General features: G+C 68.8%; 21 protein-coding genes, 1 tRNA gene and 2 rRNA genes. 10 read left to right on the forward strand and 14 right to left on the reverse strand.

The window, feature by feature from the left end; translation table 11 throughout:
- Positions 1–73 precede the first annotated feature (73 nt).
- The 4 genes from QOL69_RS04685 (at position 74) to QOL69_RS04700 (ending at position 4769) form a co-directional block, all read left to right on the forward strand.
- A tRNA-Ala gene (locus tag QOL69_RS04685) sits at positions 74–145 on the forward strand.
- Between the two features lie 276 nt (positions 146–421).
- A 23S ribosomal RNA gene (locus QOL69_RS04690) occupies positions 422–3340 on the forward strand.
- Between the two features lie 147 nt (positions 3341–3487).
- A 5S ribosomal RNA gene (gene rrf / locus QOL69_RS04695) occupies positions 3488–3609 on the forward strand.
- A gap of 308 nt (positions 3610–3917) precedes the next feature.
- Positions 3918–4769 (forward strand): hypothetical protein, encoded by an 852-nt coding sequence (locus QOL69_RS04700; protein WP_283402216.1) that lies wholly within the window; start codon positions 3918–3920, stop codon positions 4767–4769.
- 44 nt (positions 4770–4813) lie between these two features.
- Here QOL69_RS04700 and QOL69_RS04705 read toward each other — a convergent pair whose 3' ends face one another.
- Complete coding sequence (locus QOL69_RS04705) at positions 4814–5098, reverse strand: DUF8124 family protein (protein WP_048076208.1); 285 nt, start codon at positions 5096–5098, stop codon at positions 4814–4816.
- Positions 5099–5231: 133 nt separating this feature from the next.
- Here QOL69_RS04705 and QOL69_RS04710 point away from each other — a divergent pair, with 133 nt between their 5' ends.
- The gene (locus QOL69_RS04710) at positions 5232–6119 is read left to right on the forward strand and encodes a DMT family transporter (protein WP_283402217.1); all 888 of its coding nucleotides are present in this window, start codon (positions 5232–5234) and stop codon (positions 6117–6119) included.
- Positions 6120–6179: 60 nt separating this feature from the next.
- Positions 6180–7751 (forward strand): sensor histidine kinase, encoded by a 1572-nt coding sequence (locus QOL69_RS04715; RefSeq protein ID WP_283402218.1) that lies wholly within the window; start codon positions 6180–6182, stop codon positions 7749–7751.
- A 35-nt stretch (positions 7752–7786) separates the two neighbouring features.
- Here the strand turns inward: QOL69_RS04715 and QOL69_RS04720 are convergent, their stop codons facing one another.
- Positions 7787–8287, reverse strand: a complete 501-nt coding sequence (locus tag QOL69_RS04720) for an SRPBCC family protein (protein ID WP_283402219.1) — start codon at positions 8285–8287, stop codon at positions 7787–7789.
- 92 nt (positions 8288–8379) lie between these two features.
- On the opposite strand from QOL69_RS04720, the gene QOL69_RS04725 reads away from it, so the two are divergent.
- Positions 8380–9306 carry a DNA-3-methyladenine glycosylase family protein gene (locus tag QOL69_RS04725; protein WP_283402220.1) on the forward strand — a complete coding sequence of 309 codons (927 nt, stop codon included), beginning with the start codon at positions 8380–8382 and terminating at the stop codon, positions 9304–9306.
- 66 nt (positions 9307–9372) lie between these two features.
- Complete coding sequence (locus tag QOL69_RS04730) at positions 9373–9753, forward strand: DUF555 domain-containing protein (protein WP_048076203.1); 381 nt, start codon at positions 9373–9375, stop codon at positions 9751–9753.
- Positions 9754–9846: 93 nt separating this feature from the next.
- On the opposite strand, the gene QOL69_RS04735 is transcribed toward QOL69_RS04730, so the two are convergent.
- The 9 genes from QOL69_RS04735 to QOL69_RS04775 all read right to left on the reverse strand — a co-directional run bounded on the left by QOL69_RS04735 (position 9847) and on the right by QOL69_RS04775 (position 16832).
- Entirely contained in the window at positions 9847–10080 is a 234-nt protein-coding gene (locus QOL69_RS04735) for a UPF0058 family protein (RefSeq protein WP_004598519.1), read from the reverse strand.
- 256 nt (positions 10081–10336) lie between these two features.
- Positions 10337–10516, reverse strand: coding sequence for a DUF7836 family putative zinc-binding protein (locus QOL69_RS04740; RefSeq protein WP_048076202.1), 180 nt, complete (start codon positions 10514–10516; stop codon positions 10337–10339).
- A 58-nt stretch (positions 10517–10574) separates the two neighbouring features.
- Positions 10575–11657 carry a transcription initiation factor IIB gene (locus tag QOL69_RS04745; RefSeq protein ID WP_048076201.1) on the reverse strand — a complete coding sequence of 361 codons (1083 nt, stop codon included), beginning with the start codon at positions 11655–11657 and terminating at the stop codon, positions 10575–10577.
- A gap of 281 nt (positions 11658–11938) precedes the next feature.
- On the reverse strand, positions 11939–12769 hold the full coding sequence (locus QOL69_RS04750; RefSeq protein WP_283402221.1) for a fumarylacetoacetate hydrolase family protein: 831 nt from the start codon (positions 12767–12769) through the stop codon (positions 11939–11941).
- A gap of 27 nt (positions 12770–12796) precedes the next feature.
- On the reverse strand, positions 12797–13147 hold the full coding sequence (locus tag QOL69_RS04755; protein ID WP_283402222.1) for a cupin domain-containing protein: 351 nt from the start codon (positions 13145–13147) through the stop codon (positions 12797–12799).
- A complete protein-coding gene (locus QOL69_RS04760; RefSeq protein ID WP_283402223.1) occupies positions 13144–13932 on the reverse strand; it encodes an SDR family oxidoreductase in 789 nt (262 codons plus the stop codon). Before QOL69_RS04760 ends, QOL69_RS04755 begins: the two co-directional genes overlap by 4 nt.
- A gap of 130 nt (positions 13933–14062) precedes the next feature.
- Positions 14063–15019 (reverse strand): mechanosensitive ion channel family protein, encoded by a 957-nt coding sequence (locus QOL69_RS04765; RefSeq protein ID WP_283402224.1) that lies wholly within the window; start codon positions 15017–15019, stop codon positions 14063–14065.
- Between the two features lie 112 nt (positions 15020–15131).
- Complete coding sequence (locus QOL69_RS04770; RefSeq protein WP_283402225.1) at positions 15132–16400, reverse strand: Zn-dependent hydrolase; 1269 nt, start codon at positions 16398–16400, stop codon at positions 15132–15134.
- Between the two features lie 99 nt (positions 16401–16499).
- Positions 16500–16832, reverse strand: coding sequence for a hypothetical protein (locus tag QOL69_RS04775; protein WP_283402226.1), 333 nt, complete (start codon positions 16830–16832; stop codon positions 16500–16502).
- Positions 16833–16928: 96 nt separating this feature from the next.
- Between QOL69_RS04775 and QOL69_RS04780 the strand changes: the two genes are divergently transcribed.
- Positions 16929–17141: a PLDc N-terminal domain-containing protein gene (locus QOL69_RS04780; protein WP_048076196.1), complete on the forward strand. Its 213-nt coding sequence runs from the start codon at positions 16929–16931 to the stop codon at positions 17139–17141.
- Positions 17142–17163: 22 nt separating this feature from the next.
- Here the strand turns inward: QOL69_RS04780 and QOL69_RS04785 are convergent, their stop codons facing one another.
- The 3 genes from QOL69_RS04785 to malA all read right to left on the reverse strand — a co-directional run bounded on the left by QOL69_RS04785 (position 17164) and on the right by malA (position 21867).
- The gene (locus QOL69_RS04785) at positions 17164–18192 is read right to left on the reverse strand and encodes a sodium:calcium antiporter (RefSeq protein ID WP_048076195.1); all 1029 of its coding nucleotides are present in this window, start codon (positions 18190–18192) and stop codon (positions 17164–17166) included.
- Between the two features lie 3 nt (positions 18193–18195).
- Entirely contained in the window at positions 18196–19686 is a 1491-nt protein-coding gene (malQ, locus tag QOL69_RS04790) for a 4-alpha-glucanotransferase (protein WP_283402227.1), read from the reverse strand.
- An 84-nt stretch (positions 19687–19770) separates the two neighbouring features.
- Positions 19771–21867 carry an alpha-amylase MalA gene (gene malA / locus QOL69_RS04795; protein ID WP_283402228.1) on the reverse strand — a complete coding sequence of 699 codons (2097 nt, stop codon included), beginning with the start codon at positions 21865–21867 and terminating at the stop codon, positions 19771–19773.
- Between the two features lie 161 nt (positions 21868–22028).
- On the opposite strand from malA, the gene QOL69_RS04800 reads away from it, so the two are divergent.
- On the forward strand, positions 22029–26783 hold the full coding sequence (locus QOL69_RS04800; protein WP_283402229.1) for a DUF7997 domain-containing protein: 4755 nt from the start codon (positions 22029–22031) through the stop codon (positions 26781–26783).
- Positions 26784–26801 lie beyond the last annotated feature (18 nt).

The following is a 26801-nucleotide window of genomic DNA, read 5'->3' on the forward strand; positions in this document are numbered from 1 at the left end:
CCACCGGCTTGGACACCCTAGAACGACCACGGCCCACACAACACGCGAGACAGACCTTCCCCACAGGGAAGGTGGGCTCATAGCTCAGCGGTAGAGTGCCTCCCTTGCAAGGAGGATGCCCTGGGTTCGAATCCCAGTGAGTCCATGTCCGTTCAGTCCAAATCCGTCCCCTTAAGTGGGAGACGCGATTCGGACTGAACACGACGACCGATGCACCATCCCGGGAAACCGCGGATGGGAAGGGTTCGACGAACGCCCCGCACACACCCGGGGCGATTCAATGACAACCGTGTATACGTGCGATCCAGACGTCCACTGAACTCATCCGAGTTCGTGGAACGTCAGTGAACCATATACAGTCGGAATACTCTGACGAGTATTTCTGACACCGTCAGCACTCTCTTCTGAGAGTTGGCTGGCACACTACTGGCTACTGTGCCAGCTGGTGAATGGCTCGGCTCGAGAGCCGACGACGGACGTGCCAAGCTGCGAAAAGCTCGTGGGACCCGCATGGAGGGAAAGAACACGAGATCTCCCAATCGGAATCCGTTCAACAATTGCCACGCGCAATAGGGAACGCCCTGAATTGAAACATCTCAGTAAGGGCAGGAAAAGAACGCAAACGCGATGTCGTCAGTAACCGCGAGTAAACGCGACACAGCCCAAACCGAAGGTCTTCGGACCAATGTGGTGTTCGGGTTGACAACCAAATCTCGACAACTCATCTGAAGTCTCCTGGAACGGAGCGTGAAACAGGGTGACAACCCCGTAAGATGAGTCAGTACAGATGGCGTCAAATCCAGAGTAGCAGGGGTCGGATATCCTCTGTGAACACCTCAGGCATCCCCTGAGAAGGCTAAACACTCCTCGAGACCGATAGCGAACAAGTAGCGTGAGCGAACGCTGAAAAGCACCCCGAAAAGGGCGGTGCAATAGGGCCTGAAATCAGCTGGCGATCGAGCGACAGGGCGTACAAGGCGTCTCTCAAAACGACCGAGAAGCGATTCTCTAGTAGGAAGAGAGACGAGCCGGCGTCGTGTCGTGCGTTTTGAAAAACGACCCAGGGAGTGCACTTGATTGGCGAGTCTAACCCGTGAACCGGGGAAGGCGCAGGGAAACCGATACGGCCGCAGCACATTCGTGCGAGGGCCACCGTGTTCAAGCGCGGGGAGTCAATCGGGTGCGACCCGAAACCAGGCGATCTACGCGCGAGCAAGGTGAAGCGTGGCGAAAGCCACGTGGAGGCCTGTTAGAGTTGGTGTTCTACAATACCCTCTCGTGACTCGTGTGTAGGGGTGAAAGGCCCATCGAGCCTGGCAACAGCTGGTTCCAACCGAAACATGTCGAAGCATGACCTCATCCGAGGTAGCCCGCGGGGTAGAGCTACCGATTGGATGACCCGCCTCCGAGAGGAGTCGGCCATCCTGTCGAACTCCAAACCCGCAGGCGCTGTAGACGAAGGGAGTCCGGTGCGCGGGGTAAGCCTGTGTACCGTGAGGGGAACAACCCAGAGCCGGGTTAAGGTCCCAAAGTGTAGATTAAGTGCGATTCGAAGGTGGTCTCAAGCCCTAAACAGCCGGGAGGTGAGCTTAGAAGCAGCTACCCGCTAAGAAAAGCGTAACAGCTTACCGGCCGAGGTTTGAGGCGCCCAAAATGATCGGGGCTCAAATCTACCACCGAGACCTGGCCGTGCCTGTCACAAGGCAACCGTGTAGGTTGGCGTACTGGTCGGACGGAAGCCCGGGCGAGAGCTCGTGTGGACCGTCCAGTAACGACAATCCTGGTCACAGTAGCAGCGATAGTCGGGTGAGACCCTCGACGGCCTGAAGAGCAAGGGTTCCTCGGCACTGCCGTTCAGCCGAGGGTTAGCCGGTCCTAAGGTGTACCACAACTTGACTACACCGACGGGAAGCTGGTTAATATTCCAGCGCCGCTATGCAGTAAACGCCGACGCCGTGTGGAACGCTGAGCCGGGCACTCGCCCGGTCGAATCGTGGAAACTCGTGGACACCGTCACGGTACGAAGCGAGCGAAACGCGAAACAGCGAAAGTCAGCCGTACATAGGGCCCGTGAAAAGGCAAGCATAGTGTCCGTACCGAGATCCGACACAGGTGCTCTGCCAGCGCAAGGCAAGGCCTGTCGGGAGAACCGACGTTAGGGAATTCGGCAAGTTAGTCCCGTACCTTCGGAAGAAGGGATGCCTGCCTCCGACGAGGCAGGTCGCAGTGACTCGGGCGCTCCGACTGTCTAGTAACAACACAGGTGACCGCAAATCCGTAAGGACTCGTACGGTCACTGAATCCTGCCCAGTGCGGGTATCTGAACACCTCGTACAAGAGGACGAAGGACCCGTCAACGGCGGGGGTAACTATGACCCTCTTAAGGTAGCGTAGTACCTTGCCGCTTCAGTAGCGGCTTGCATGAATGGATAAACGAGAGCGCCACTGTCCCAACGTTGGACCCGGTGAACTGTACGTTCCAGTGCGGAGTCTGGAGACCCCCAAGGGGAAGCGAAGACCCTATAGAGCTTTACTGCAGGCTGTCGCTGAGACGTGGTCGCCGATGTGCAGCATAGGTAGGAGTCGTTACAGAGGTACGCGCGCTAGCGCGCCACCCAGACAGCATTGAAATACTACCCGTCGGTGACTGCGACTCTCACTCCGGGAGGAGTACACCGGTAGCCGGGCAGTTTGACTGGGGCGGTACGCGCTCGAAAAGATATCGAGCGCGCCCGAAGATCATCTCAGCCGGGTCGGGAATCCGGCGAAGAGCGCAAGAGCACAAGATGGTCTGACAGTGTTCTTCCCAACGAGGAACGCTGACGCGAAAGCGTGGTCTAGCGAACCTACGAGGTTCCGGAATGGGACCCGTAGATGACAGAAAAGCTACCTTAGGGATAACAGAGTCGTCACTCGCAAGAGCACATATCGACCGAGTGGCTTGCTACCTCGATGTCGGTTCCCTCCATCCTGCCCGTGCAGAAGCGGGCAAGGGTGAGGTTGTTCGCCTATTAAAGGAGGTCGTGAGCTGGGTTTAGACCGTCGTGAGACAGGTCGGCTGCTATCTATTGGGGGTGTGAGGTACCTGACGTGAACGAACGTATAGTACGAGAGGAACTACGTTTGGTCGCCACTGGTGTATCGGTTGTCCGGAAGGGCAGCTGCCGAGTAGCCACGCGACACGGGGTAAGAGCTGAACGCATCTAAGCTCGAAACCCACATGGAAAAGAGGTACCACAGAGGTCACTCGTAGAAGACGAGTTCGATAGACTCGGGGTGTACGCACCGAGGCAACGAGGTGTTAAGCCCACGAGAACTAACAGACCGAGCCACATTCATTGGCGCTGACGCGCCACGACTCGCATGAGTTCAGGCGGTACCTGGATCGCACGATATACACGGTTGATACCGAACCACGACCGACACAGGCGTCTCTTAACGTCTCGACGGACAGAGAGAGTCTCGGTTCGAATCCGAGAGTCGGCATGAAGGCGGCCAAAGCGGTGGGGAGACACCCGTACCCATTCCGAACACGGAAGTTAAGCCCACCAGCGTATCGTGAAGTACTGGAGTGAGCGATCCTCTGGAAACCACGAGTCGCCGCCTCCCTATTCATACGAGAGCATTCTGCTCTCATCTACCAGCCCACGGGCACACTGCCCGTGGGCTGTTTTCATGTGTTGCGAGCCCGCGCACTCGCGGTCTCGCACGCGACCGTCTACGACTGATCGATAGTCGCACGTACAGGTGAGAGCGGCCGGACTCAGTGCGTGTTGGCCTCGTTCCCGCGAGTAGCGGCGGCGTACTCGGTCACCGGCCCGCGAGCAACGGGCGGGCCGTCGCCGCGCCGATAATCATATCAGTACTGATAGCATCATCCGTAAGTTTATGAGTTTTGTCGGTGAAGCTAACGTATCATGGACGGACCGAACGACGCCGACGCCACGGTGCGACTGGCCTGTGGGGATCGTCCGTCGGTTCGCGACGGAATCACCGCAGAGCGGGTGGTGTCGGTATTGTTCGGGACCGATGTCGAGGCGTGGCGGACCGGTTGGCAGCGAACGGCCGCGGGGCCGCCGAGTCGGGAGGCGGTGGTAGACGCGAGTGATGTCACCCGAAGCGGGGCCGCCTCGTCGACGCAGGTCATGGCGAACGGGGGGCTCGCGTACACGATACTCGGTCGTGAAGCCGGGAACGAACGGGTTCTCGACGCCCTGGCGTCCCACCTCGACGGCGCTCCTCCGGGGACGGTCGATCTGGTAATCGACGACCTCGCGCCCGTCGCCGCGCGCGACGGTCCCGACTCCGCAGTCGCGTTCACGGACCGGTTCGTAGCACGGTTCGCGGAGCGGGCGAACCGGATCGCGATCGGATACGCCCGCGGGGGCCCCGCGGAGGTTGTGTCTCGGATGGGTAACCGCGTCGATTCGCTCGTCGGTACCGACGCGGAGACGGCCGCGGTCGAACGGCTCTCCCGCGAGGATCCGACGACCTTCGGGTACGTCCGCCGGCATTGGGCGGAGGCCAAACGGGGGATTGAAGCGTGCGACCGTAACTACCCGCAGTCGAAACAGGTCCACGCCGCGCTGACGGATCCCGAGACGACGCCGCGAACGCTCGGAGCGACGCTATCAGGGCTGGTGACGCTCGGCGCGCTGGACACGTGGAGCGAGACCGTGGGACCGACCCGATACGATCTCACCGCGTACCGTCCGGATCGAGCGTGGGCCATTGGTGCCGCGGTTGAGACGGGCGCGTCCGACGACTGAACCGCAGCTCGCGTCACGGTCGCTCCACCGCCTCGGTAATCGCTTCAGTCGTCCGCCGCACCGACGCGTTCGAGGTCTGTCTCCATGACCGTCCCGTCCGGCTCGATGGTCACGCTTCCGAGGGGTGCCGTCTCGCCGGTCTCGTATCGCGCGGCGACGGCCTCCAACGTCCGGCGTTGATCGAGGCGCTCCCACACCGTCTCCGCCACGAGCGACTGGAACGTTTCGGGGTCGGTCCACCCGGAGTCGATGTCGGAGGGGACGCCGACGACGACCCGGAGCTCCGTCTCGGTGACGCGAATGCCGACTCCGAACGTGTCCGCACACATGGCCCGCGGTTCGAGCCGAGGAGTCAAGTCTCCGTCGCTGCGTCCGTCGGACGACGGAGGCGGCCCCTTTCGACCGAATCAACTGTCACTCGAAACCCGTAAGCACCCGCCGCTCGAACGACCGCGAGACCCGATGGACTCGAAGCCGGCGGTGTCACCGAGTGCGGGACTGGCGGTCGCGGTCGCTGCCGTGAGCGCGGGGGCGACCCTCGTGCGCCTGAGCGACGCGCCGAGCTCCGTCGCCGCGTTCTACCGGGTGCTGTTCACGACGCTGCCGCTGGCCTCTGTCGCCGCGTGGCGGTACCGCGGGGAGTTCGCGCGGATCCGGTCTCGGGACCTCGCGTTCGCGGCTCTGTCCGGGGTCGCGCTCGCCGTCCACTTCGCGGCGTGGTTCGAAAGCCTCCGGTGGACGAGCGTCGCGGCGAGCGTGACGCTGGTTCAGGCCCAACCGGTGTTCGTCGCGCTCGGCGCGTGGCTGCTGTTGCGCGAACGCGTCACGCGTCGCATGGCCGCGGGCATCGCGGTCGCCGTGGTCGGGATGGTGTCGATGTCCCTCGGCGACCTCCTCGGCGGCGTGGCGATCGGTCCCCGTCCCCTGTACGGGAACGCGCTCGCGCTGTCCGGTGCGGTCGCCGCCGCGGGCTACGTGCTGGCGGGGCGTTCGCTGCGCCAGCGAATCTCGCTGATCCCCTACGTCACGGTCGTGTACGGCGTCTGCGTGGTCGTGCTGCTCGCGTTCGTCCTCGCCGCCGGGCGTCCGCTCACCGGCTACCCGCTCAGGGAGTGGCTGCTGTTCGTCGGGCTGGCGGTGGGACCGGGACTGCTCGGTCACACCGTCCTCAACTGGGCGCTCGCACACCTCGAATCGAGCGTCGTCTCCGTCTCGCTGCTCGGCGAACCGGTCGGTGCGACGCTGCTCGCGTTCGCGTTGCTGTCAGAGGCCCCGACGCCGGCCACCGTTTCCGGCGGCTGTATCGTCCTCTTCGGGATCTACGTCACGGCGGCCGCCGATCCTGAGTAGCGTTTTCACCCTCGATATTTTGGGATAAACGTTGAAGCCCGCAGACCGATTGAACGGGGTATGGACCGGCGAACAGTCGTCGCGTTCGTGGGCGACGACGCGAGCGCTGGCGAACGCGTGTCCCGCGCAGTGGACGCCGCTTGGGAGGGGACCGACGGCCCGACGTTTCGCGCGCTTGCCCCCGCCGACCTCGACGCGGACCGCGAGGGTGAGGGACCGCTAAACGCGACCTGTGTGGTAGTCGTCACCGCCGCGGCCACGACCGACGGGGCGGTACGGGACCGCCTCAAGCGACTTCCGTCGAACGTACCAGTGATCGCGCTCGTCGAGGACGCGACGACGGCGACGATCCGCGCCCTGTTGTCGGCCGACGTGGACGACGTGGTGGAGGTGGGCGGGCGAGACTCGACCGCTGACGGACCCGATGATGTCGCTCGGCTCGTCGAGTGTTTTGCGAACCGAGCGGATCCCGATCGCGTTCAACTCGGCGACGACGACGTCGCCCGGCTCGCGGACGTGTTGCTCGACGCCGGAACGACGCTGATGAGTACGCGGACCGACGAGGTCGACACGAAGATCGAGTGGACGATGGAGAACGTCGGCGAACACGCCGAACTCGATCGGATCGTCTGCTATCGGGAGGACGACGGCCGATTCGTGCCCGCGTACAGCTGGTGTCCTGACGGATCCGAACCGGAACCGAGGGCGTTCGAGGACTTCCCCAACCCAGACCAGCTATCGACGTTCACCAACGTCGCGCGTTCGTCTGCCGCACCGGCGTTTTCCGGCGACGGGAGCGCTGAGACGGGCGAACGACCGCCGGCGACGGTTCATGTACCGCTCGTCGTCGACTGGGAACTGAGCGGGATCGTCGCGTTCGAGTCCGACGACTGTCGCGTCTGGACGGACGACGAGGTCGACCTGTACCGCACGCTCGGTGATTTGGTCGCGCACACGATCGCACGCAACGATCGCCGGGTTGCGCTCCGACGGCAGGCCGAACAGCTCGAACAGTTCAGCGCCGTCGTGTCACACGACCTCAGGAACCCGCTCAACGTGATTTCGGGATACCTCTCCCTCTCAGAGGAGGAGCTCTCACCGACGCGCTACGAGGCCATGAACGGTGCGGTCGACCGCATGGAGACGCTGATCGACGACCTTCTCATGCTCGCCCGGCGCGGCGAGGCGATCGGTGACACGGAGCCGGTTCCGATCGAGGCCATCGCGGAGGAGGCGTGGCAGTCGGTGCGTGCGCCCGACGCGACCCTCACGATCGCCGACGAGATCGGCCGCGTCGAGGCCGATCCGAGCCGGCTCCGGCAGGCATTCGAGAACCTCTTCCGGAACGCGATCGACCACGGCGGTCGGGATGTCACGATAGAGATCGGACCGCTCGCTGCGGGCGGCGACAGGGGACTGTACGTCGCGGACGACGGTCCCGGGATCCCGATCGAACTGGTCGACACGGTCTTCGATTCGGGCGTCTCGTCGGCCGACAGCTCCGGGATCGGCTTAGCGATCGTCGACCGCATCGTCGAGGCGCACGAGTGGGACATCGAGGCGCGGAACGACGACGGTGCCGTCTTCGAACTCACCTTCGGTGCGGACGCGACGCGGGCCGCGTCGCTGTAGGCGGTTCGGTCCGCAGTTCCGGTCTGCGACGGCGTTCAGTACTCCGAGAACCGCTCGATCGTCCGGCGGTGCCGGTCGCGGAACATCCCCTCGAAGCCGATCTTCGCCGGCGGCCCGGCGGCGTCCCCGAGCGGTCCGAGCGGCAGCCGATACGCGACCGCGTCGACGAGGAGGGTCTCGTCGCCGTCGGCGTAGAACGCGTGCGTGTGTTCCCAGCGCCGGAACGGGCCGCCCTCCATCTCGTCGACGAACCGGGCGGAGCGCTCGGGCGGAGTCGTCCCCTCGGGATCACGCTCAGTGATCCGCGAGGTCCACCGCTGTCGCGGCCCGATCCCGAACGGCCTGAGCGACATCTCGATCGTCGACCCGGCGACGAGGACTTCGGGGTCCGGCGAGCCGTCCGGCCCCTCGACGTCGCCGATCCGGAGGCGCATCCAGTCGGGAGTGAGTTCTCGCAGTCCGTCGACCGTGGAGTGAAACGCCCACACGTCTTCGATCGGAGCCGGCACCCGAGTCGTCCGCCTGTACGTCGGCATACCCGCGGTACGGGTCCGGCGAACAAAAAGCCGTCCTCGGCGGCGGTCCGGGACCGAAACCCGCATGTCCGCCCGTCCCCTTCCCGAACGCGATGGAACGCGGGGCGATCGACGTTGGCGACTTGGCCGGACCGTTCGACCTTCAGGCGACGCTCGAAAGCGGACAGAGCTACCTCTGGAACCGCGCGGACGGCGACACCTACGGAGAGCTTCACGCGCACGGCGGCGACGCGTGGTACGAGACTGTCGTCGACCCGATCCCCGGTGTGACCGACGAGCGCGTCGCGGTCCGGGTCCGACAGGAGGGCGGCGTCCACGACGGGACGCTCCGCTGGGAGGCGTCGACCGACGCCGAGCCCCTCTTGGCCCACCTGCTCCGGCTCGACGACGACCTCGACGCGATCTTAGACGCCACGCCGGATCTCTCCCTTCTGGAGCGCGCGTACGACGCCTACGAGGGGATGCGGCTGACCCGCGACCCGGTCTTTCCCTGCCTGATCTCGTTCATCTGCTCGGCGCAGATGCGCGTCGCCCGCATCCACGGAATGCAACGTCGACTCCGCGAGACCTACGGCGACGCGGTCGCGCTCGGCGACGAGACGTATCGCGCCTTCCCGACGCCCGAGCAGTTAGCGGCGCGCACGGAGGACGAACTCCGCGACCTCTCCTTAGGCTACCGCGCGCCGTACGTCCAGCGCACCGCCGAGATGGTCGCGAGCGGCGAGGCGGACCCCCGGGAGGCGGCCGACCTGCCGTATGAGGAGGCCCGCGAGTCGCTCACGCGGTTCGTCGGCGTCGGGGACAAGGTCGCCGACTGCGTGCTGCTGTTCTCGCTCGGCTTCCTCGAAGCGGTGCCGTTGGACACTTGGATCCGAACCACCATCGAGGAGTACTACCCCGACTGCGACCGCGGGAGCTACGCGGCGACGTCGCGGGCGCTCCGCGAGCGGTTCGGCGACGAGTTCGCCGGTTACGCGCAGACGTACGTGTTCTACTACCTCCGCGCCGGCGGCGAGTGAGGGAGGCGTCCGAAACCCGGCCGCGGCCGAAGTTTGATACTCGTTCGCGTGGTATATCTCCCCGTGATGGACTGTCGAGTCGTCGTCGAGGCCGCGGTTCCGGTGTACGACGTGGAGACCGTCGACGAGGCGGTCCGGATCGCTATCTCGAAGACCGGCGAGATGCTCAACCCGGACCTCAACTACGTCGAGATCGACGCCGGGACGCGGACGTCGCCGAGCGGCGAGCAGCTCGACCCGGCCTTCGTCGCGGCGGACGAGGCGCTGGTCGCCTTGGAGCTTCAGATGGACGTGTTCAACGTCGATCGCGACGAACACGCCAGCCGCGTGGCGCGCAAGGAGATCGGAAAGCGCCTCCGAAACATCCCGCTGAAGGTGCTGTCAGTCACCGAAATCGACCCTGAGGAGAGCGACCGCGCCGCGGACGACGAAAGCGCCGGCGACTGAGTGCCGACACACAAGGAGTATCGGCGCGCGGAACGCGGCCGCGACGCTGGGCGGTGAGCGGAACGGTCGGCGAGGAGCAGCACGCAGTAAGTCTCAGTCGGCCGTCGGGGCCAGCGGCTCCGATTCGGACGACTCCATCGGCTCGGTGATTCCCTCAGTCAGCTTGAAAACGGCGGCCTTGTGGTCGGTCTTCGATTTGTGAATCGATGTCGGTTTGACGCCCAGTTCCTCATACGCTTCGAGGTCAACGTCGTCGTCCCAGAACTCGCACTGTTTTCGTACCTCCGCGAGGAGACCGTGAAGATGGATGAGTTCCTGCTTCTTCATGAGTACCAGTTCTTTGCTACTGGAGGTATATATTATTATCTTGAGCCACGTTACCATGGTCTTCACGTATTTTGTGAGTAGCGGGGCGGAGAAGTGGGTTCTCGTCAAATCGTTCAGGATCGTTTGTAGATATCCACGGCTCCGTCGTAATCTGTTGCCTGCGGTTGAGGGCGGTCCGCCGGTCCCACATGCGGGACTACCGAACGGGAACCGCCGGATCGAACTGCCGGACCCGTCGGGACGCGGCCCCGACCGGTCACTGGAACTGCTGGACGGCCTCGAGGTCGCGTTCCGTCCGCATGAACTCGGTCAGCCGTCGCGTCGCGTGACACGCCGAACAGCTGAAGTTGGACCGGAGATCCTGAAGATCGGCGGGGTTGTCCTGCCACTCCTTGCCACACTCCGGACAGACGAGTCTGACGAACGCGTCGACCATGTCCCCGCCTACAGCGGGCCGCAGTAAAAACGTGGGTGGCGGAACTGGGGGAGCCGCGTCAGGCGGCCACGTCGCCGCTCGCCTCGAGCAGCTCCTTGTACCGGTTCCGGATAGTGACCTCGCTGACGTCGGCCACGTCGGAGACCTGACTCTGCGTCACTTTCTCGTTCGACAGCAGCGCGGCGGCGTAGACGGCCGCGGCCGCGAGCCCGACCGGTGACTTTCCGCTCGTGATCCCCGCGTTCGCGGCGTCGTCGAGCAGTTCGCGGGCCCGACGTTCGGTCTCGTCCGACAGGTCGAGCCGCGAGACGAACCGCGGGACGTAGCTCGTCGGGTCCGCGGGCTGGACGCGGAGCCCCAGTTCGCGGACGACGTAGCGGTACGTCCGCGTGAGTTCCATCTTCTCCACCCGCGAGACAGCCGTGAACTCGTCGAGGCTCCGGGGGTTGCCCACCTGCCTCGCGGCGGCGTACAGCGCTGCGGTCGCGACGCCCTCGATGGAGCGGCCGGGCAGGAGGTTCTCGCTCAGCGCGCGGCGGTAGATGACCGAGGCGGTCTCGCGGACGTTGTCCGGGAGGCCGAGGGCGCTGGCCATGCGGTCGATCTCGCCGAGCGCCTGCTTGAGGTTGCGCTCTTTCGAGTCGCGGGTGCGGAACCGCTCGTTCCACGTGCGGAGCCGCTGCATCCGCCGTCGCTGTCGCCCGGACAGCGACTTGCCGTAGGCGTCTTTGTCCTGCCAGCCGATGTTCGTCGACAGCCCCTTGTCGTGCATCATGTTCGTCGTCGGGGCACCGACGCGTGACTTGCTGTCCCGCTCGCCGGAGTTGAACGCGCGCCACTCCGGCCCGCGGTCGACCGAGTCCTCCTCGACGACCAGTCCGCAGTCGCTGCAGACCGTCTCGCCGTGTTCCGTGTCGCTCGCGAGCCGTCCGCCGCACTCGGGGCAGGTCGTCGTCCGCTCGCCCTCCCGTTCGCTCGTGGTCTCCTCGGCGCTCTCCGACCGCTCGGTTGCCGACTCCGTCGCCCGGGTTCGCGTGCGCTCCCCGCTCTCGTCCCCGCCGTTCGTGTCCGTGGCGTCGTTCGCGTTCGTGAGTCGTTCTCGCTCCGTACCGCCGCCGCTGTAGGTGTCTGTCTCTGTCATGGGTTGCTCCGACGATCCCCCGACGAAAATACAGCGAGGTCCGCGAATCGCCAGTCTGTTAACGTATAGTTAGTCACGAAAATATATAAATCTGCCGGTAAACGAAGGGCAGACATTCGAGGAAAAGGGCCTTATTCTCCGTCTGCGTCGGTGATTAGCTCTCTCCGGCTCCCTTCGCAACGACGGAGCCACGCGAGTTCGGGAACGCGACGACGTATATACTTCTCCCTCAGAACTGCAACGACGCGAGGCGATCGAGCCCTCGCCGGGCGCGCACCCGATCACGACCGGTGTCCGGTCACCGACGCCGACACGGAGCCGATCGACTCGACGGTCGCGCGCACCTCGTCGCCGGGTTCGATCGGCTCCGCGCCCGGGGTTCCGGTGCTGAACAGGTCTCCGGGGCGCAGCGTCATCACCTCGGAGTGGAACGAGACGATCTCGGCGGGCGGAAACAGCATGTTCCGGACCTCGTTTTCGGCCGCGATCTCGCCGTTGACGCGCGTCGTCACTGTCACGTCGGAAAGGTCGATGTCGCCGTCGGGGACCGCGATCGCCGGCCCGACGACGAGGAACGTGTCGTAGCTCTTCGCGCGCGTGAGGAAGCGGGGGTTCCGCCGTAGCACGTCCTCGGCGGTCACGTCGATTACCGGGAGGTAGCCGGCGACGACGTCGGCCGCGTCCGCGGTCGCGACGGACCGACACTCTCGGCCGGTCACCACCGCCAGCTCCGCCTCCGCGGTCACGCGCTCGCTCTGCTCGCTCGGCGGCAGCCGGATCGGACCGCCCGGTCCAGTCAGCGCGGTCGACGGTTTGGTGAAGCTCGCCGGCTCCTCCGGGCGGTCTTCGTCGAGGTCGCCGGCGTGGTCGGCGTAGTTGAGACCGATCCCCCAGAGCTTGCCGAACCGCTCCAGCGGCGGTCCGAACGTGAGGTCGGCGGCGGGAACGCGGTCGGCGGGCGCGTCGTCGACGCTCGCGAGGTCGCCCGCGGCGGCCAGCGGGAGCGCGTCGCGAACGGTCTCGACGGCCGGCTCCGCCGCCGCGAGCGGCACGTACCCCTCGTCGTCGCCGAGCAGCGGTCGCCCCGCCGCGGTGCGCGCGAGGTATTTCACGCGATGACTCCTCCGTTCACGGTCGGATCACTCCTCGCGGTCGGTCCAGAAGTCGAACGAGCGCCCGGGCGCGAACACGTCGAGCCCGACCGCCCGCTCGTCGCCGGTGTTCTCCACGCGGTGCGGCTCGTTCGCTTCGAGGTGGACGGAGTCGTTGGATCCGAGCGTCGCCTCGTCGCCGTCGTCGGTCACGACCGTCAGTTCGCCCTCCAGGCACAGACACACCTGTTCGTTCTCGTGGTCGTGGAGCGGCGAGGAGTGGCCCGGCGGCTTCTCGAACCACTCGAACGAGAAGCGGTCGCTGCCCGCCATCGCCACGCGACGCCACCCCGCCTCCGGCTCGTACGTCTCGGCCTCGTCGAAGCGGACCGCTCTCATAGGTTCGCGCCGGTCGCGCCGCCGTCGATCGGGAGCGCGGTGCCGTTGATGAACCCGGACTTCGGCGACGAGAGGAACGCGACGGTGTTCCCTAGCTCCATCGGGTCGCCGATGCGTTCGAGGGGGTTGCCGGCCCACTCGGCGAGGCCCTCCTCGTAGGAGTCGTACTCGCCGCGATCGACGGCGTCGTTCACCAGCTCGCGGATCCGCGACGTCTCGTGTGGGCCGGGCAACACGGCGTTGGCCCGGATCGCCGGCGCGAACTCCTTCGAGAGGGTCTTCTCTAACCCGATGACGCCCATGCGGACCGAGTTGGACAACACGAGGCTGTCGAGCGCCTCCTTCACGCTCCGGGAGGTGACGTTCACGATGGTGCCGCCGTCGCCCTCGCGGAGGTGCGGCTCGGCCTCGCGCGCGAGCCGGACGACGCTCATCACGAGCAGCTCGTACGCCTCCTCCCAGTCCTCGTCGTCGGTCTCCAAGAACGCCCCGGAGGGGGGACCGCCCGCGCTCGTGACGAGGTGGTCGAGCCCGCCGAACTTGTCGACGGTCGCCTCCACGAGCGCGGTCACGTCGTCCGGGTCGGTGAGATCGCCGGGCTGGGCGACGACCTCGCCCTCGGCGACCGACTCGATCTCCGCCTTCGCCTCGGCCAGCCGGTCCTCGTCGCGGCCGTTGATCACGACGTCGACGCCCTCGCGCGCGAGCGCGGTCGCCGACGCCTTCCCGAGTCCGCTCGACGACGCCGTGACGAGCGCCGCGTTCCCCGCTATCTCAAGGTCCATACGATCGCAGTGCGCGGTTACCGTGGAAAGCGTTTCCCCGGAGGCAATCCGCCGCCGGGGGGGTTCGGAGACGCTCCGCAGCCGGCGAGATCCGGGCCGGTCCCGCCGCGGCCGCACCTCCGATCGCGGCTCACCGGCTCCGGCTCACCGGGAACGCGACGCGGTCCGGGTTGTCGTTGAACCGCTCTAATATCCGCTCGTACAGCCGATTCTTCACGCGCTGGCCGCGCCGCGGATGGGTGAGATACCGAACCCTGAGTTCGACCCACGACTCCTGTTGGCGGACGTTGACCGTCGGCCCGTCGTGGACCTCCAACTCGACTGGGGTCTCCGCGAGCGCCTCGCGGTAGGCGGCGATGCCGTCGGCCATGTCCCGACCGAGCAGCTCCGTCGTCTCCTCTATCATCACCTCGCGTGCGAACTCCAGATCGGTCTCGTAGGCGACCTGAACCGGCACCTCGTTCCAGACGTACGGCGACCCGCCACCGCCGAAGTTGACGACGTTCGACGAGAGGACGACGCTGTTCGGGACGGTCACCACCCGCCCGGAGGGCTGGTTCGTCGTCACCAGTTCGCCGTTGATCTCCCACAGCGTCGTCACGAGGAAGTCGACCCCGATCACGTCGCCTTTCGCGTCGTCGATCTTGACTCGGTCGCCGACGCCGAACGGCTGCTTGACCGCGATGTACACCCACGCGATCAGCGACAGGAGCGGCTGTTGGAGCGCGAAGGTGATCGCGAACCCGATCACGCCGAGCGAGAAGAGCAATCCGAGCCAGTTCTCCGTCGCCACCGCGAGCGTCGCCACCGTCCCGACGATCCCGAACGCCAACCGGAGCAGGTTCCGGACGTTGTGCGCCCGGCGCTTGCTCGCCGACCGCGTCAGCACGCGGACCGCGAGCAGGTAGCTCCCGTACACCACGCCCGCGACGGCGACGACGAGCAGCGACCGACCGACGACTGCCGCCGCAGGGTACCCGCCGATCGGCGGCCAGTCGGCGAGCGCGTCGGTCGTCCCGGCGACGGTCCCGGAGATTCCGGCCAGCAGCCCGACCGCGAGCGACGCGAGTCCGAGTGGACGTCTCACGCTCGTCGCTCGCGGCCGACCGGCAAAACGGTTGTGCCGTCGCTCGGCGTCGCACCGCGCTCGTCGATCCCGCGCCGCCGTCGATGTCGCCGTCGGCTCCGACTCTCGCCCGTCACTCGTCGACCGCGACGCGCGCCATCGCCCCCGCGAGCACCTCGGTCGCGGCGGCGCAGTCGTCCCAGTCGGTCCACTCCCGAGGGTTGTGCGAGATACCGTCGCGCGAGGGGGCGAAGAGCAGCGACGCGTCCGTGACGTGCGCGACCCGCATCGCGTCGTGGGCCGCCCCCGAGTGGAGGTCGATCGCCTTCCGGTCGGCGGCGACGGCCGCCTCGTGGGTGGCCTCGCGCAGGCGGTCGCTCATCGGCGTCGGTGCCACGTCGAAGGGTCGCCCGAACTCGGTCTCGACCCCGCGTTCGCGCTCCAGCCGGGCGAGGGAGTCGCGCGCGGCGTCGACGATCGCCTCCATCGACTCGCTCTCGACGTCACGAATGTCCACGCCGGCCGCGACGCGTCCGGGGACGACGTTCGTCGCGTTCGGCTCCACCGACAGCGAGCCGACGGTCCCGACCGCCGACGGCGACGCGGTCTCGACGACCTCGTTCGCGGCCGCCTCGACGTCCAAGACGAACTCGCTCGCGGCCGCGAGCGCGTCGGTGCGGTCGCCCATCGCGGTCGCGCCTGCGTGGTTCGCCTCCCCGTCGATCGTCGCCTCGCAGTGGGTGATCCCGGTGATCGTTGTCACGACGCCGGCGGCCGCGCCCGCCTCCTCCAGCTTCGTGTCCTGCTCGACGTGAAGCTCGTAGAAGGCGTCCCACGAGGAGGGGTCGAGCGTCTCCTCGCTCCCGCGGTAGCCGATCCGGTCGAGCGCCTCCCCGAGCGTCTCGCCGTCGTCGTTCGTCAGCGCGAGCGCCTCGTCGAGGGCCGTCTCGCCCGTCGCGACCGCCGAGCCGAGCAGTCCGTTCCCGAAGGTGCCGCCCTCCTCCTCGGTGAAGCTGACGACGCCGACCGGGCGGGCCGGCTCGAACCCGGCGTCGCGCATCGCGCGCACCGCCTCCAGCGCGGCGTACACGCCGAGCGGCCCGTCGAAGATCCCGCCCTCGGGGACGCTGTCGAGGTGGCTCCCGGAGACGACCGGAGCCGCGTCCGGGTCGGCGCTCGCCGGGGTCCACGTCCCGAGGATGTTACCGACTGCGTCGACGGCGACGTCGAGTCCGGCGTCGCGCAGGCGTTCGACCAGTCGGTCTCTGGCTGCTCCGTTCGTCTCGGTACCGGTTCGGTTCGTTCGCGCGTGCGCCGCCGGGTCGTCGGTCTCGACCCGACCGAACGCCGCGTTCGCCTCGATGTCCGCGCGGAGGCGGTCCGCGTCGACTGGAAGGTTCATACCGAAGCCGGGCACCGCGGGATCAAAACGGTTCGGTCTGCGGCGGGGGCGTCCGGGAGGCGACCCCGGTCCGGACTCGGGCTGCTTGCGTCGGCCCGGTCACTCCCCGCGTCGCGCGAGCCAGTAGGCGGCCGACCCCAGCCCGAGTCCGGCTCCGAACGAGCGGGTCGCCGCCGGCTCGTCGACGGAGCGGCCGACCGCGACGCCGAGCGCCGCCCACGCCATCGCCACGCCGAGGCTCCGCCCGGGACCGCCCCGGAACCGCCGACAGCCCGCGGCCGTCCGCGCGTGTCGATAGCAGTAGCCGGCCGCGAACCCGAGCGCCAGCGGGGCGGCGCGCACCTCGCCGTCGGCGACCCGGGACAGCGCGAGAAGCCCCGCCGCCCCGAGACACTCAACCCCGACGCCGACCGCGCGCACCGCGTTGACCATGTGAACTGTTCGCATTAAATACAGTTATCCGTTTCGCCGAGCGGCTCCGGCCGATCCCAAAAACACTTGTCGGCGGCCGTTCTCGTCTGAATCGACATGTCCCCGTTGCTCCTCCAAGGTGCGGAAGGCGCTATCGTCCTCCTGATCGGGATCGCCTTCATAGTCGCTCACTTCGTGCTGATCGCGTGGACGTACTCCGACGCACAGAACCGTAGCGACCACCCGCCCGTCCTCTGGGCGCTCGTCGTGTTCTTCGCGCCGCTGCTCGGTATCCTGCTGTACTTCATCATCGGACGGAACTCCTACTGAGGAGTCCCGGCCCGTCGGAAACTCACACACCCCTGAGCGCGTTCGTCGCCCCGACCGTCTCGGCGACGACCCACGCGACGAACAGGCCGTAGGCCGCGAGCAGCGCGTACGACTCGCGCCGTTCCAGCGCGAGCTCCGTCCGGAGCGTCACGAACAGCAGGACCGTCGCGACGGTTAAGACGCCGAGCATCGGCACCGCCGTCGAGAAGTTGACGGCGACCTCGCCGACGATCAGCACGCCGAGCGGGATCGCGACGAGGAGGTCGAAGGTGTTCGACCCGAGGACGTTCCCGAGGCTCGTCGCCCCGCGGTTCTCGCGCGCGGTCCGGAGGCTCACGAGCGTGTCCGGGAGGCTCGTCGCGGCCGCGACGATCGTGACGCCGGCGAGGAACTCGGGGATCCCGAAGGTGACGCCGAGCGACTCCACCGACGCGACGAGCCGCTCGACCGTGACGACGATGAGCCCGAGACCGGCAGCCAGCTTCGCCCATTCGCGGCGAACGTCGACGCCGTCGCGGACGTTGTCGATCGCGGCGTCGCCGACGTCCTGATACTGGATGAAGAGGTACAGCGCGTACAGCGCTAGCGGGATCACCGCGAGCGACCGGGGCATCGTCCCGACGATCGGGTCCGACGAGACCGGGAAGTAGATGACCGCGAGCGCGAACGTCACGACCAGCGCCGACACCGCGAGCATGTAGAACTGCGCCTCTTTGTACACGATCGTCCGGTTCGCCTCCAGTTCGCCCTCGCCGCCGATGCCCGCGACCGCGGGGATCACGAGGACGTTGAAGATGGCCGAGCCGACGAGCGCGCCCACGCCCATGTCGAAGACCCCGGTGAGGGCGGTGACGAGCACGCTCACAAGCTCTGGGAAGCTTGACCCGACCGCGACGACGACGGACCCCTGAACCACCGCGGGCAGCCCGTAGTACCCGGAGAGGGTCTCGGCGGCCTCCTCTAACCACCCGCTTCCGAGCCAGATGAATCCGGTCGCGGCGACGATCACGAGGACGTGGACGACCGGCGCGTCGGGGAGGAGTCCCGTCACGGTTCACCGCACGTGGTCGCCCGCCAGCTCCCACAGCCGGTCCGCGATCTCGTCGTCGAGCGCGCCGCGCGTCACGCGCCACTCCCAGTTGCCCGCCAGCGTGCCCGGCTCGTTGAACCGCGCGTCGCTGCCCAGCCCGAGCAGGTCCTGAACCGTCGTCACGGCGAGGATCGCCTCCGAGGCCCACAGTTCGTCGATGATCGCCCACTCGGCCGGCTCCTCGGCGTCGGAGCCGACGTTGTACCGGAAGCAGTCGCGCTGGCGCTCGGGGAGGTCCTCGAAGTAGCCGACCCACGTGTCCGTGTCGTGCGTCGACGTGTAGCCGACGACGCCCTCGGGGTAGTGCATCGGCTGGTACTCGTTCCCCTCCGCGCACCAGTCGGCGTACTGCGGGACGCGCATCCCCGGGAAGCCGAACTCGGCCATCAGCTCGTCCATCGCCGGCTCCTCGAACCCGAGGTCCTCGGCGATGAACGGGGCCTCGCCCAACTCGCGCTCGACCGTCTCGAACAGGTCCCGACCCGGGCCGTCGCGCCACTCGCCGTCCGCGGGGTCGTCGCTGTCGGCGGGTATCGCCCAGTACTTCACGAAGCCGAGGAAGTGGTCGAGCCGCGCCACGTCAGCGAGCTCGAACAGCCGGCGGAACCGGTCGAGCCACCAGTCGTACCCCGACTCGGCGAGCCGGTCCCAGTCGTACAGCGGGTTCCCCCAGCGCTGGCCGTTATCGCCGGCGTTCGGCGGCACGCCCGCGACCGCGGTCGGGCGGTTCCCGCCGTCGAGGCGGAACGCCTCCGGGCTGGCCCACACGTCGGCGGAGTCGAGCGCGACGTAGATGGGCACGTCGCCGACGACCGACACCCCCTCCTCGGCGGCGACCGCGCGCAGGTCGCGCCACTGGCGGTCGAACGTCCACTGGACGAACTCGCGGAACCGGACCTCCCGCGCGTGTTCCTCGCGCACCGCCGCGAGCGCCTCGGGGTCGCGCGTCCGCAGCGGCGCGGGCCACTCGGTCCAGACGTCCTCCGGGCGCGCGTCCGACAGCGCCCGGAACAGCGCGTAGTCGGCGAGCCACGGCTCGTCGTCGACGAACGCGTCCAACGCCGCGCGGTCCGCCTCGGTCGCCCGCTCCTCGAACCGGTCGAAGGCGGTCCGCAACAGCGGGAGCTTGTACTCCCGGACCGCGTCGTAGTCGACGCGGTCGGTCGGGAACTCGGGAACCGGCCGCAGGTCGTCCTCGTCGAGCCAGCTGTCCTCGACGAGGCCGTCGGGATCGACGAACAGCGGGTTGCCGGCGAACGCCGACGGCGACTGGTACGGCGACTCCCCGGCCACGGAGAGCGTCGGGCCGATCGGACAGATCTGCCAGTAATCGACGCCGGCGTCGCCGAGGAACGAGAGGAACTCGCGCGCGCCCTCGCCGAGGTCGCCGATCCCGTACGCCCCCGGCAGCGAGGTGACGTGACAGAAGACGCCGTCGGAGCGGTCGAATCGCATACGCTCCCCTGCGATCCCCACCGACTCAAGCGTTGTGTCCGACCACGCCGGCGACGGCCGCGCGGATGCGCTCCCGCGGGAGAGTCACTCGGACTCGACGGCCACCACGGCCACGTCGTCGACGCGGATCCGCTCGGTCCCGTCGCCGTCCGCGACGACGCACTCGGCTCCCGTGACGAGGTCGCGCTCGCCGTGATCGAGTTCGACCGCGACGCTCGCGTCGGCGGGCGCGAAGTTGAGGACGACGACGAGGTCCTCGTCGCCGTCGCGCCGGCGGAACGCGACCACGTCGTCGGGGTGGACGTCGCCGCTAGCGACGATCGGCCGCTCCGAGAGGTCGCCGCTGGCGACGTGGTAGTCGACGCGTGCGAGGTCGCCGTCCGGCCCGAGCGCCGGGTACTCCCGTCGCGTCGCGAGCAGGCGCTCGTAGCGGTCGCGCACGTCCTCGCGCGCGTGGTCCCACGCGATCGCGTCCCGACGGCCACGCTGGCCGATCTCCTGTCCGGCGTACACCATCGGCACGCCCGGCAGGGTCATGATCGCCGCGCCCGCGGCCGCGGCGGCGGCGTCGCCGCACTCGACGCGGTAGCGCGTCTCGTCGTGGTTCTCGATGTACTGGAGGAACCCGGCGTGGTCGGGGAACCCGATCTCGGCGCGCTGGTCGACCGCGTCGAGGACGCTGGCCGCCGGCTCCGCCCCCCGGCCCACCTGCCGGAGCTGGAAATACAGCGTCGCGTCGAAGTGTACGTCGAACATCCCCTCGTGGAACCCCGGAATGTACGGGATGGTCTCGTCCATCAGGAGGAACTCCCGGTCGATGTCCTTCACGCGGTCGCGCAGCTCGCGCCAGAACGAGTCGGGGACCGCCCACGCCATGTCGCAGCGGAACCCGTCGACCAGCGGCCCCCACTCGTCGACCACGTCCAGCAGGAACCGCCGCACCTCGAGGTTCGCGTGGTTCAGGTTCGCGATCAGCTCCCAGTCGAAGTAGGTCCCCGGCTCGCCCGACTCCTGCCACTCGTAGCGGTCGCGGTACGGCGAGTCGGGGTTCCGGTAGGCGTCGCGGAACCACTCGTGCTCGCGCGCGGTGTGGTTGGCAACGAAGTCGAAGAGGACGCGCAGCCCGTGGTCGTGGGCGGTCTCGACGAGCGCCTCGAAGTCATCGCGGTCCCCGAGGTCGTCGGCGGTGTCGAAGAAGTCGACGATGTTGTACCCGTGCGGCTTCCCGTCGTGGCCGAGGACCGGCGTGAGCCACAGCGTGTCGACGCCCAGGTCCGCAATCTGCGGGATCCGGTCGGCGATGGCGTCGAACGTCTCCCCCTCGTCGGCGTCCGCGAAGGTGCGGACGAACACCTCGTAGACGGAGGCGTCCCGGGTCCACTCGGGCGGATCGTTGAGCCGCCGCGTCTCGAAGTCGGGCGCGTCCGGCGTCAACCCCGCCTCGCCGCCGGTGCCACTGACCGTCGACTGGTCGCCGGCGCGCTCGACCGCGGCCGCGTCGGCGACGCTGACCCGCGGGTCCGCGCCCGCGTCCCTTGCGACCGCGACGGCGTGGACGCGAAGTCGGTCCGGCACCGAATCGAGCGGCACCCGGAGTTCGCGCCCGTCTCCGCTCCCGACGAGCGCGTCTCGGGGGTTCGTGCGTCCCGCCGTGACCGCGCTCTCGACGTCGCGGTCGTCGACGACGAACGTCACCGCCAGATCGGCGGCGTCGAGCGTCGAGTCCGGATTCGGCGTCGGAGTCGCGGTAAACACCGCCTCGCCGGCGCGCTCCCCGGCCGCGCCGTCGCCGTCGAACTCGACGTGCGCGTCCACCCGAACGCGCGGTCGACCGACCCCCTCGTGGCGCTCCCGAGCGGCGTACTCGACCGGCGCGTCGCCCGCGTCGCGGTCGCGTATCGCGGTGCCGCTCCCGCCGGCGACGTCGACCCCCTCGTAGCTCGCGGCGAACGCCCGGACCGTGAGGCGGTGGTCGCCGTCGGGGGCGTCGAGTCCGAGCAGGTAGCGGCCCGGGAGGTCCGGGGTGAACTCGGTCACGGGGGCGTCGCCGACGGTCGCCTCGCTGCCCGGGGGTGCGTCGGCGACGCGCCACGCGTACCGGCCGTCCGGGTCCGGGTCTCTCGGTGCCAACTCCATCCGCTCGCCGGTCGCGAGGAAGCGCGGGGGTCCGGGGTGGTGCATGTGACGGCCATCGACGCCCGGGGCCTTCGGTGTTGCTCTTGGTTCGGTGTCGAGGGCGTGTCGACGCCGCACCGCTGTCGCGTTCCGCCGAGCGCTCTCCGCCCCGCGCCGGTTCCCGCCGCGGTCGTCAAGGCTTTTACTCCGGCAGGCGCAGGGCGCGTATGCGACTGCGTACCGCCCTCACGGAACACGAACGTCGGCGCGGGGAGCGCTACCCGGCGGAGCACTCGATGACCGCCGGCGCGTTCACCGGCGACGACGGCCGACTGGTCCACGTCGGGCCGGACGGGACCGTCCACGACTGTTCGTACTCCCTGTCGGGGGTCGGCGGTGCCGACCGCCTCCGAATGGGGATCACCGCCGGGCGAGGCGTCCGGTGGTTCGACGACTTGGAGACGACGCGCCAGCACTACGACGGCGACACGCCCTTAGTCGAGACCGAGTACGACGCCGGCCGCTACACGATCCACCAGTTCGACCTCGTCGTGAGCGACACGCACCTCACCCACGTCGAACTCCGCGGCTCGCCCCCGGCTGACGCCGAACTCGTCGCCGCCTACGCGTTCTCGCCCGACATGGTCGAGGGCCGCGTCGGCAACATGGTCCACGAGGCCGCCGGTCCCGCCGACGGCGGCGTCGTCGAGGTGTACCACCGCACGGAACACGACTTCCTCACCGCCTCCACCGGCCTCTCGAACGCCCACGGTCAGCGGCTGCGGACGATTCCGGAACTCCTCGGCGAGGCCGACGACGGCTTCCCGCACCGCGGCGAGATCGACCGCCGCGAGGACTCCCGGCTGACCCCGGACGTCGTCGTCCGCGCGCCGTTCGAACGCGACGGGCGCACCGAGCGCGTCACGCTCGCGGGCCGCGCCGTCGTCGACCGCGGCGACGCCCGCGACACCGGCGACGACGCGAAAGACGCGCTCACCGACGGGATCGACCGCCAGCGCCGCATCGAGGCCGTCTCGAACATCGCCACCGCCTACCCCGACGCCGACGACCTCCGCGAGGCCGCGGACGGGCGCGGCCCGAGCGTCCCCGAAGACGCCCCGCGCCGGTCGGTCGTCGCGAGCGACCTCCGCGCGCTCGACCTGCTCACCGCCGAGTCCGGCGCGCGGATCGCCGCGCCCGAGTTCGACCCGTTCTACTCCACCTCCGGCGGCTACGGCTACACGTGGTTCCGCGACGAGGCGACGGTGTCGACCGCGCTGCTCGACGCGAGCGAGGAGCTCGGTCTCGACGCCGACGAGGAGCTGCTCGCGACCGCGAGCTTCTTCTGCCGGACGCAGGACGCCGACGGCTCGTGGCCCCACCGGGTGTGGGCCGACTCCGGGAAGGTCGCCCCCGGCTGGGCGAACGCCCGGATCGAGGGCGCAAACGGGACGCCCGGCCCCAACGACCAGCTCGACCAGCCCGCCACGGTCGTCGCCTTCCTCGCGACGCTCCGGCGCGAGGCGGACCTCCCGGCCGAGTGGCGCGACCGGATCGACGAGACGATCGCCGACGCCGTCGAGTTCCTCCTCGAAACGACCGAGGACGACGGGCTCCCCCGCCGCTGTCAGAACTGCTGGGAGAACGCTTTGGGGCGGTTCACCCACACCGGTGCCGAGTACCTGCGGGCGTTCGCCGCGGTGGCGCGTGCGCCGGTCGACGAGGGGCTCCGCGCCGACGCGGCGGACGCGGCGGACGCGGCGCTGTCCGGTCTCGACGCCCGCTGGAACCCCGAGGCGGAGCGGTTCCTCCAGCGCGCGAGCGACGAGGGGAGCGACGCCCGCGCCGACGCCAGCACCTTCGCGCTCGCGACCGCGGCCGCCGAGTACGCCGCGCTGATCGACGACCAATCTCCGGCCGACTCCGACGCCGACTCCGTGTCCGGCGGGGACGCGGCCGACGACTCCGCGGCCACCGACGGTGCCGGCTCGGTCGAGTCGGTCGAGGCGAGCGAGTTCGACCGCTTCCTCGACCGCGTCAACACGCACGTCCGGCGGTCGATCGACGCGCTCCGACGCGAGACCGCCGCCGTCGAGGGGCTGGTTCGGTTCACCGGCGACGACTGGCGCACGGCCGAGCAGGGCGCGGCGAAGGTGTGGTCGATCGCGACGCTGTGGGGCGCGACGGCGGCGGCGACGCTGGCGGGCGTCGTCAAAGATCGGGGCGGTGCCGCCGGCCCGCTGTTCGCCGACGCGCGCGAGCTGTACGCGCTCTGCGAGCCCGACGGCGGCTTCGTCAACGAGGCGGGGCTGTTCGCGGAGCAGGCGTTCGACGACGGGGACCTCGACAGCGCCACCCCCATCGCGTGGTCGCACGCGCTCCGGATCGACGCGACGGTGACGCTCGCGAGCCACGGCGAACTCCCGGTCCCCCACGACCGCGAGACCGGTCCCGAGGCGGCCCCCCACTGGACGACCGGCCGGAAGTTCGGCGTCGGCACGCCGGCCGACTACGACGCCGACGAGCCCGTCCCGGTGTGGTTCACGCTCACCGAGGGGGCGCTCACCGAGGCGCGGTTCCCGCGGATCGACGTGATGAACGTCCGGACGTTCGACTTCCTCGTCGCGGACCCCGACTCCGAGTACGCGGTCCGCAGCTTCAACGAGACGGGGCACGTCACGGCGACGGAGACGGTCGAGCGGACGACGGAGCCGGCGGCCGACGACGCGCTCGCGTACGTCCAGACGGTCCGCGAGACCGGCGACGGCCACGGGCACACGTGGAGCCTCTCGGTCGAGTACGCGGTCGACACCGACGGGACCGCGATCCTCGCCGACGTCCGCTTCGAGGGGAGCCGCGAGTACGACGTGTACGCGCTCGTCGACGCGACCATCGCCAACGTCGGCACCGACGACCGCGCCGAGCGCGTCGCGGGCGAGGGAGGGACGCACCTGCTCGCGCGGAAGGACGACCCCGACCGCGACGCGGGCAAGCTCGTCGACGACGCGGGCGAGCCGTTCGACCCCGCGCTCGCCTTGGCGAGCGGCGACGGCTTCGACTGGGCGAGCGCGCTCGCGGCCGGCGGCGAGGCGGCCCACGCGCTGTTCGGCGACGGCGAGCGCGCCGAGGAGTCGAGCGAGGCGGTCGGCAACGTCGTCCTCGCCGGGCTGGTCGGCAGCGGCGAGGCGATCGCGGACACGGTCGCGCTCGGGTTCGCCGAGGACTCGGACACCGCGGCGGCCCTCGGCGAGGCCGAGGGGGCGCTCGCGCGCGGCTTCGACGACGCCGCGGACGCGTACGCCGAGACGTGGCGCGCGTGGCTCGACGGTCGGGAGCTCCCCGACTCGGTCGCGGACGACCCTGACCTCGCGGCGCAGTACCGCTTCGCGCTGATGACGCTGGCGGCCGTCGAGGACAAGGCCCACGACGGCGCGGGGATCGCCAGCCCCTCGGTCCCGTGGGGCGAGACCGAGTACGCCGCGGAGAACCGCGGCTACGGCTACAACTTCGTCTGGTCGCGGGACCTCTATCAGGTGTTCACGGCGCTGATCGAGATGGACGAGCTCGAACGGGGTGCCGACGCCCTGGCGTACCTGTACAACACCCAGCAGGACGACGACGGCTTCCTCCCGCAGAACACCTACATCGACGGGCGGACCCGGTGGGGCGGCGAGCAGATGGACAACATCGGGTTCCCCTCGGTGATGGCGTGGCAGCTGTACGAGCGCGGCGTGACCCTCGACGAGGCGGGCTACACCTACGACCAGGTCGGCCGCTCGCTCGATTACATCGCCGAGAACGGTCCCGAGACGGCGCAGGAACGCTGGGAAGAGGAGGCGGGCTACTCGCCGTCGAGCATCGCCGCGGAGATAGCCGGGCTGGTATCCGGCGCGGCGCTCGCGCTCGCGGAGGCCGACCGGCGCGGCGAGACGGGCCCGGGCGACGAGGACGCGTCGGGGACCGCGAAGTCGCCCGACTCGCTCCGCGCCGACGCGCTCGCGTGGCTGGCGCTCGCCGACGACTGGACCGCGCGCGTCGAGGACTGGTGCGCGACCGCGACCGGGACCGACCGCCACCAGGAGACGCCGTACTACCTCCGGATCACGGCCGACGGCGACCCCGAGGCGGGGCGTCCCCGAACCATCGCCAACGACGGGCCGACGTACGACGAGCGGGAGATCGTCGACGGCGGGTTCCTCGAACTCGTCCGGCTCGGGATCAAGCCCGCCGACGACGAGGCGATCCGAAACTCCGTCTCCGTGGTCGACGACTCGATCCGGGTCGACACGCCGCACGGCGCGGCCTGGTACCGATACGTCGGCGACGCGTACGGAGAGATCGCGGTCGGCGACCCCGGCGCGCCGTGGGCCGGGACCGGCGACGGCCGCGGGCGGCTCTGGCCGATATTCACGGGCGAGCGCGGCGAGTACGAGCTCCGCGCCCGCGCCGACGGCCCTGACGCCTTCGGCGGCACCGACGACGAGAAGCTCGAACCCGAGACGCTCTTGGAGACGATGGCCGGCTTCGGCAACTCCGGGCTCATGCTCCCCGAACAGGTGTGGGACCGCGAACACCCGACGAAGTACGGCTGGGAGTTCGGCGAGGGCACCGGGGGGGCGACCCCGCTCGCGTGGTCGATGGCCGGCTTCGTCCGGCTGGCGCACGGCGTCGACGCGGGCGAGCCGGTCGAGACGCCGACCGTCGTCCGAGACCGCTACGTCGAGCGCGACCGCCCGGCCGGGCCGGAGCTGACCGCGACCGCCGAGTTCGTCGAGGACGCGGTCGTCGTGGCCGGCGAGACGGACGCCGAACGCGTGGCGGTCCACACGCGATCGACCTCGACGCTCGTGACGCCGGACGCTGGCGGCGACTTCGAGGTCGACCTCGACGCCGCGACCGACGCGGACACGGTCGTCGTCGCGGCCGCCTCCGACGCGGACTTCGAGACCGCCGGGACAGCCGTCGAGCGGATCCGGCTGTAGGCGGTCGCCTTTTTTCGC

Origin of the sequence: Halorubrum sp. DM2 (genome assembly GCF_901686465.1) — an archaeon.
Taxonomy (GTDB): domain Archaea; phylum Halobacteriota; class Halobacteria; order Halobacteriales; family Haloferacaceae; genus Halorubrum.

Bases quoted from the DNA above. Each gene is read 5' to 3' on its own strand.
- QOL69_RS04755 (WP_283402222.1), bottom strand. From the start codon at position 13,147: ATGAGAGCGGTCCGCTTCGACGAGGCCGAGACGTACGAGCCGGAGGCG.
- QOL69_RS04700 (WP_283402216.1), top strand. From the start codon at position 3,918: ATGGACGGACCGAACGACGCCGACGCCACGGTGCGACTGGCCTGTGGG.
- QOL69_RS04725 (WP_283402220.1), top strand. From the start codon at position 8,380: ATGGAACGCGGGGCGATCGACGTTGGCGACTTGGCCGGACCGTTCGAC.
- QOL69_RS04720 (WP_283402219.1), bottom strand. From the start codon at position 8,287: ATGCCGACGTACAGGCGGACGACTCGGGTGCCGGCTCCGATCGAAGAC.
- QOL69_RS04770 (WP_283402225.1), bottom strand. From the start codon at position 16,400: ATGAACCTTCCAGTCGACGCGGACCGCCTCCGCGCGGACATCGAGGCG.
- QOL69_RS04730 (WP_048076203.1), top strand. From the start codon at position 9,373: ATGGACTGTCGAGTCGTCGTCGAGGCCGCGGTTCCGGTGTACGACGTG.
- malA (WP_283402228.1), bottom strand. From the start codon at position 21,867: ATGCACCACCCCGGACCCCCGCGCTTCCTCGCGACCGGCGAGCGGATG.
- QOL69_RS04800 (WP_283402229.1), top strand. From the start codon at position 22,029: ATGCGACTGCGTACCGCCCTCACGGAACACGAACGTCGGCGCGGGGAG.
- QOL69_RS04780 (WP_048076196.1), top strand. From the start codon at position 16,929: ATGTCCCCGTTGCTCCTCCAAGGTGCGGAAGGCGCTATCGTCCTCCTG.
- QOL69_RS04715 (WP_283402218.1), top strand. From the start codon at position 6,180: ATGGACCGGCGAACAGTCGTCGCGTTCGTGGGCGACGACGCGAGCGCT.
- QOL69_RS04705 (WP_048076208.1), bottom strand. From the start codon at position 5,098: ATGTGTGCGGACACGTTCGGAGTCGGCATTCGCGTCACCGAGACGGAG.
- QOL69_RS04740 (WP_048076202.1), bottom strand. From the start codon at position 10,516: ATGGTCGACGCGTTCGTCAGACTCGTCTGTCCGGAGTGTGGCAAGGAG.
- QOL69_RS04745 (WP_048076201.1), bottom strand. From the start codon at position 11,657: ATGACAGAGACAGACACCTACAGCGGCGGCGGTACGGAGCGAGAACGA.
- malQ (WP_283402227.1), bottom strand. From the start codon at position 19,686: ATGCGATTCGACCGCTCCGACGGCGTCTTCTGTCACGTCACCTCGCTG.
- QOL69_RS04775 (WP_283402226.1), bottom strand. From the start codon at position 16,832: ATGGTCAACGCGGTGCGCGCGGTCGGCGTCGGGGTTGAGTGTCTCGGG.
- QOL69_RS04760 (WP_283402223.1), bottom strand. From the start codon at position 13,932: ATGGACCTTGAGATAGCGGGGAACGCGGCGCTCGTCACGGCGTCGTCG.
- QOL69_RS04710 (WP_283402217.1), top strand. From the start codon at position 5,232: ATGGACTCGAAGCCGGCGGTGTCACCGAGTGCGGGACTGGCGGTCGCG.
- QOL69_RS04735 (WP_004598519.1), bottom strand. From the start codon at position 10,080: ATGAAGAAGCAGGAACTCATCCATCTTCACGGTCTCCTCGCGGAGGTA.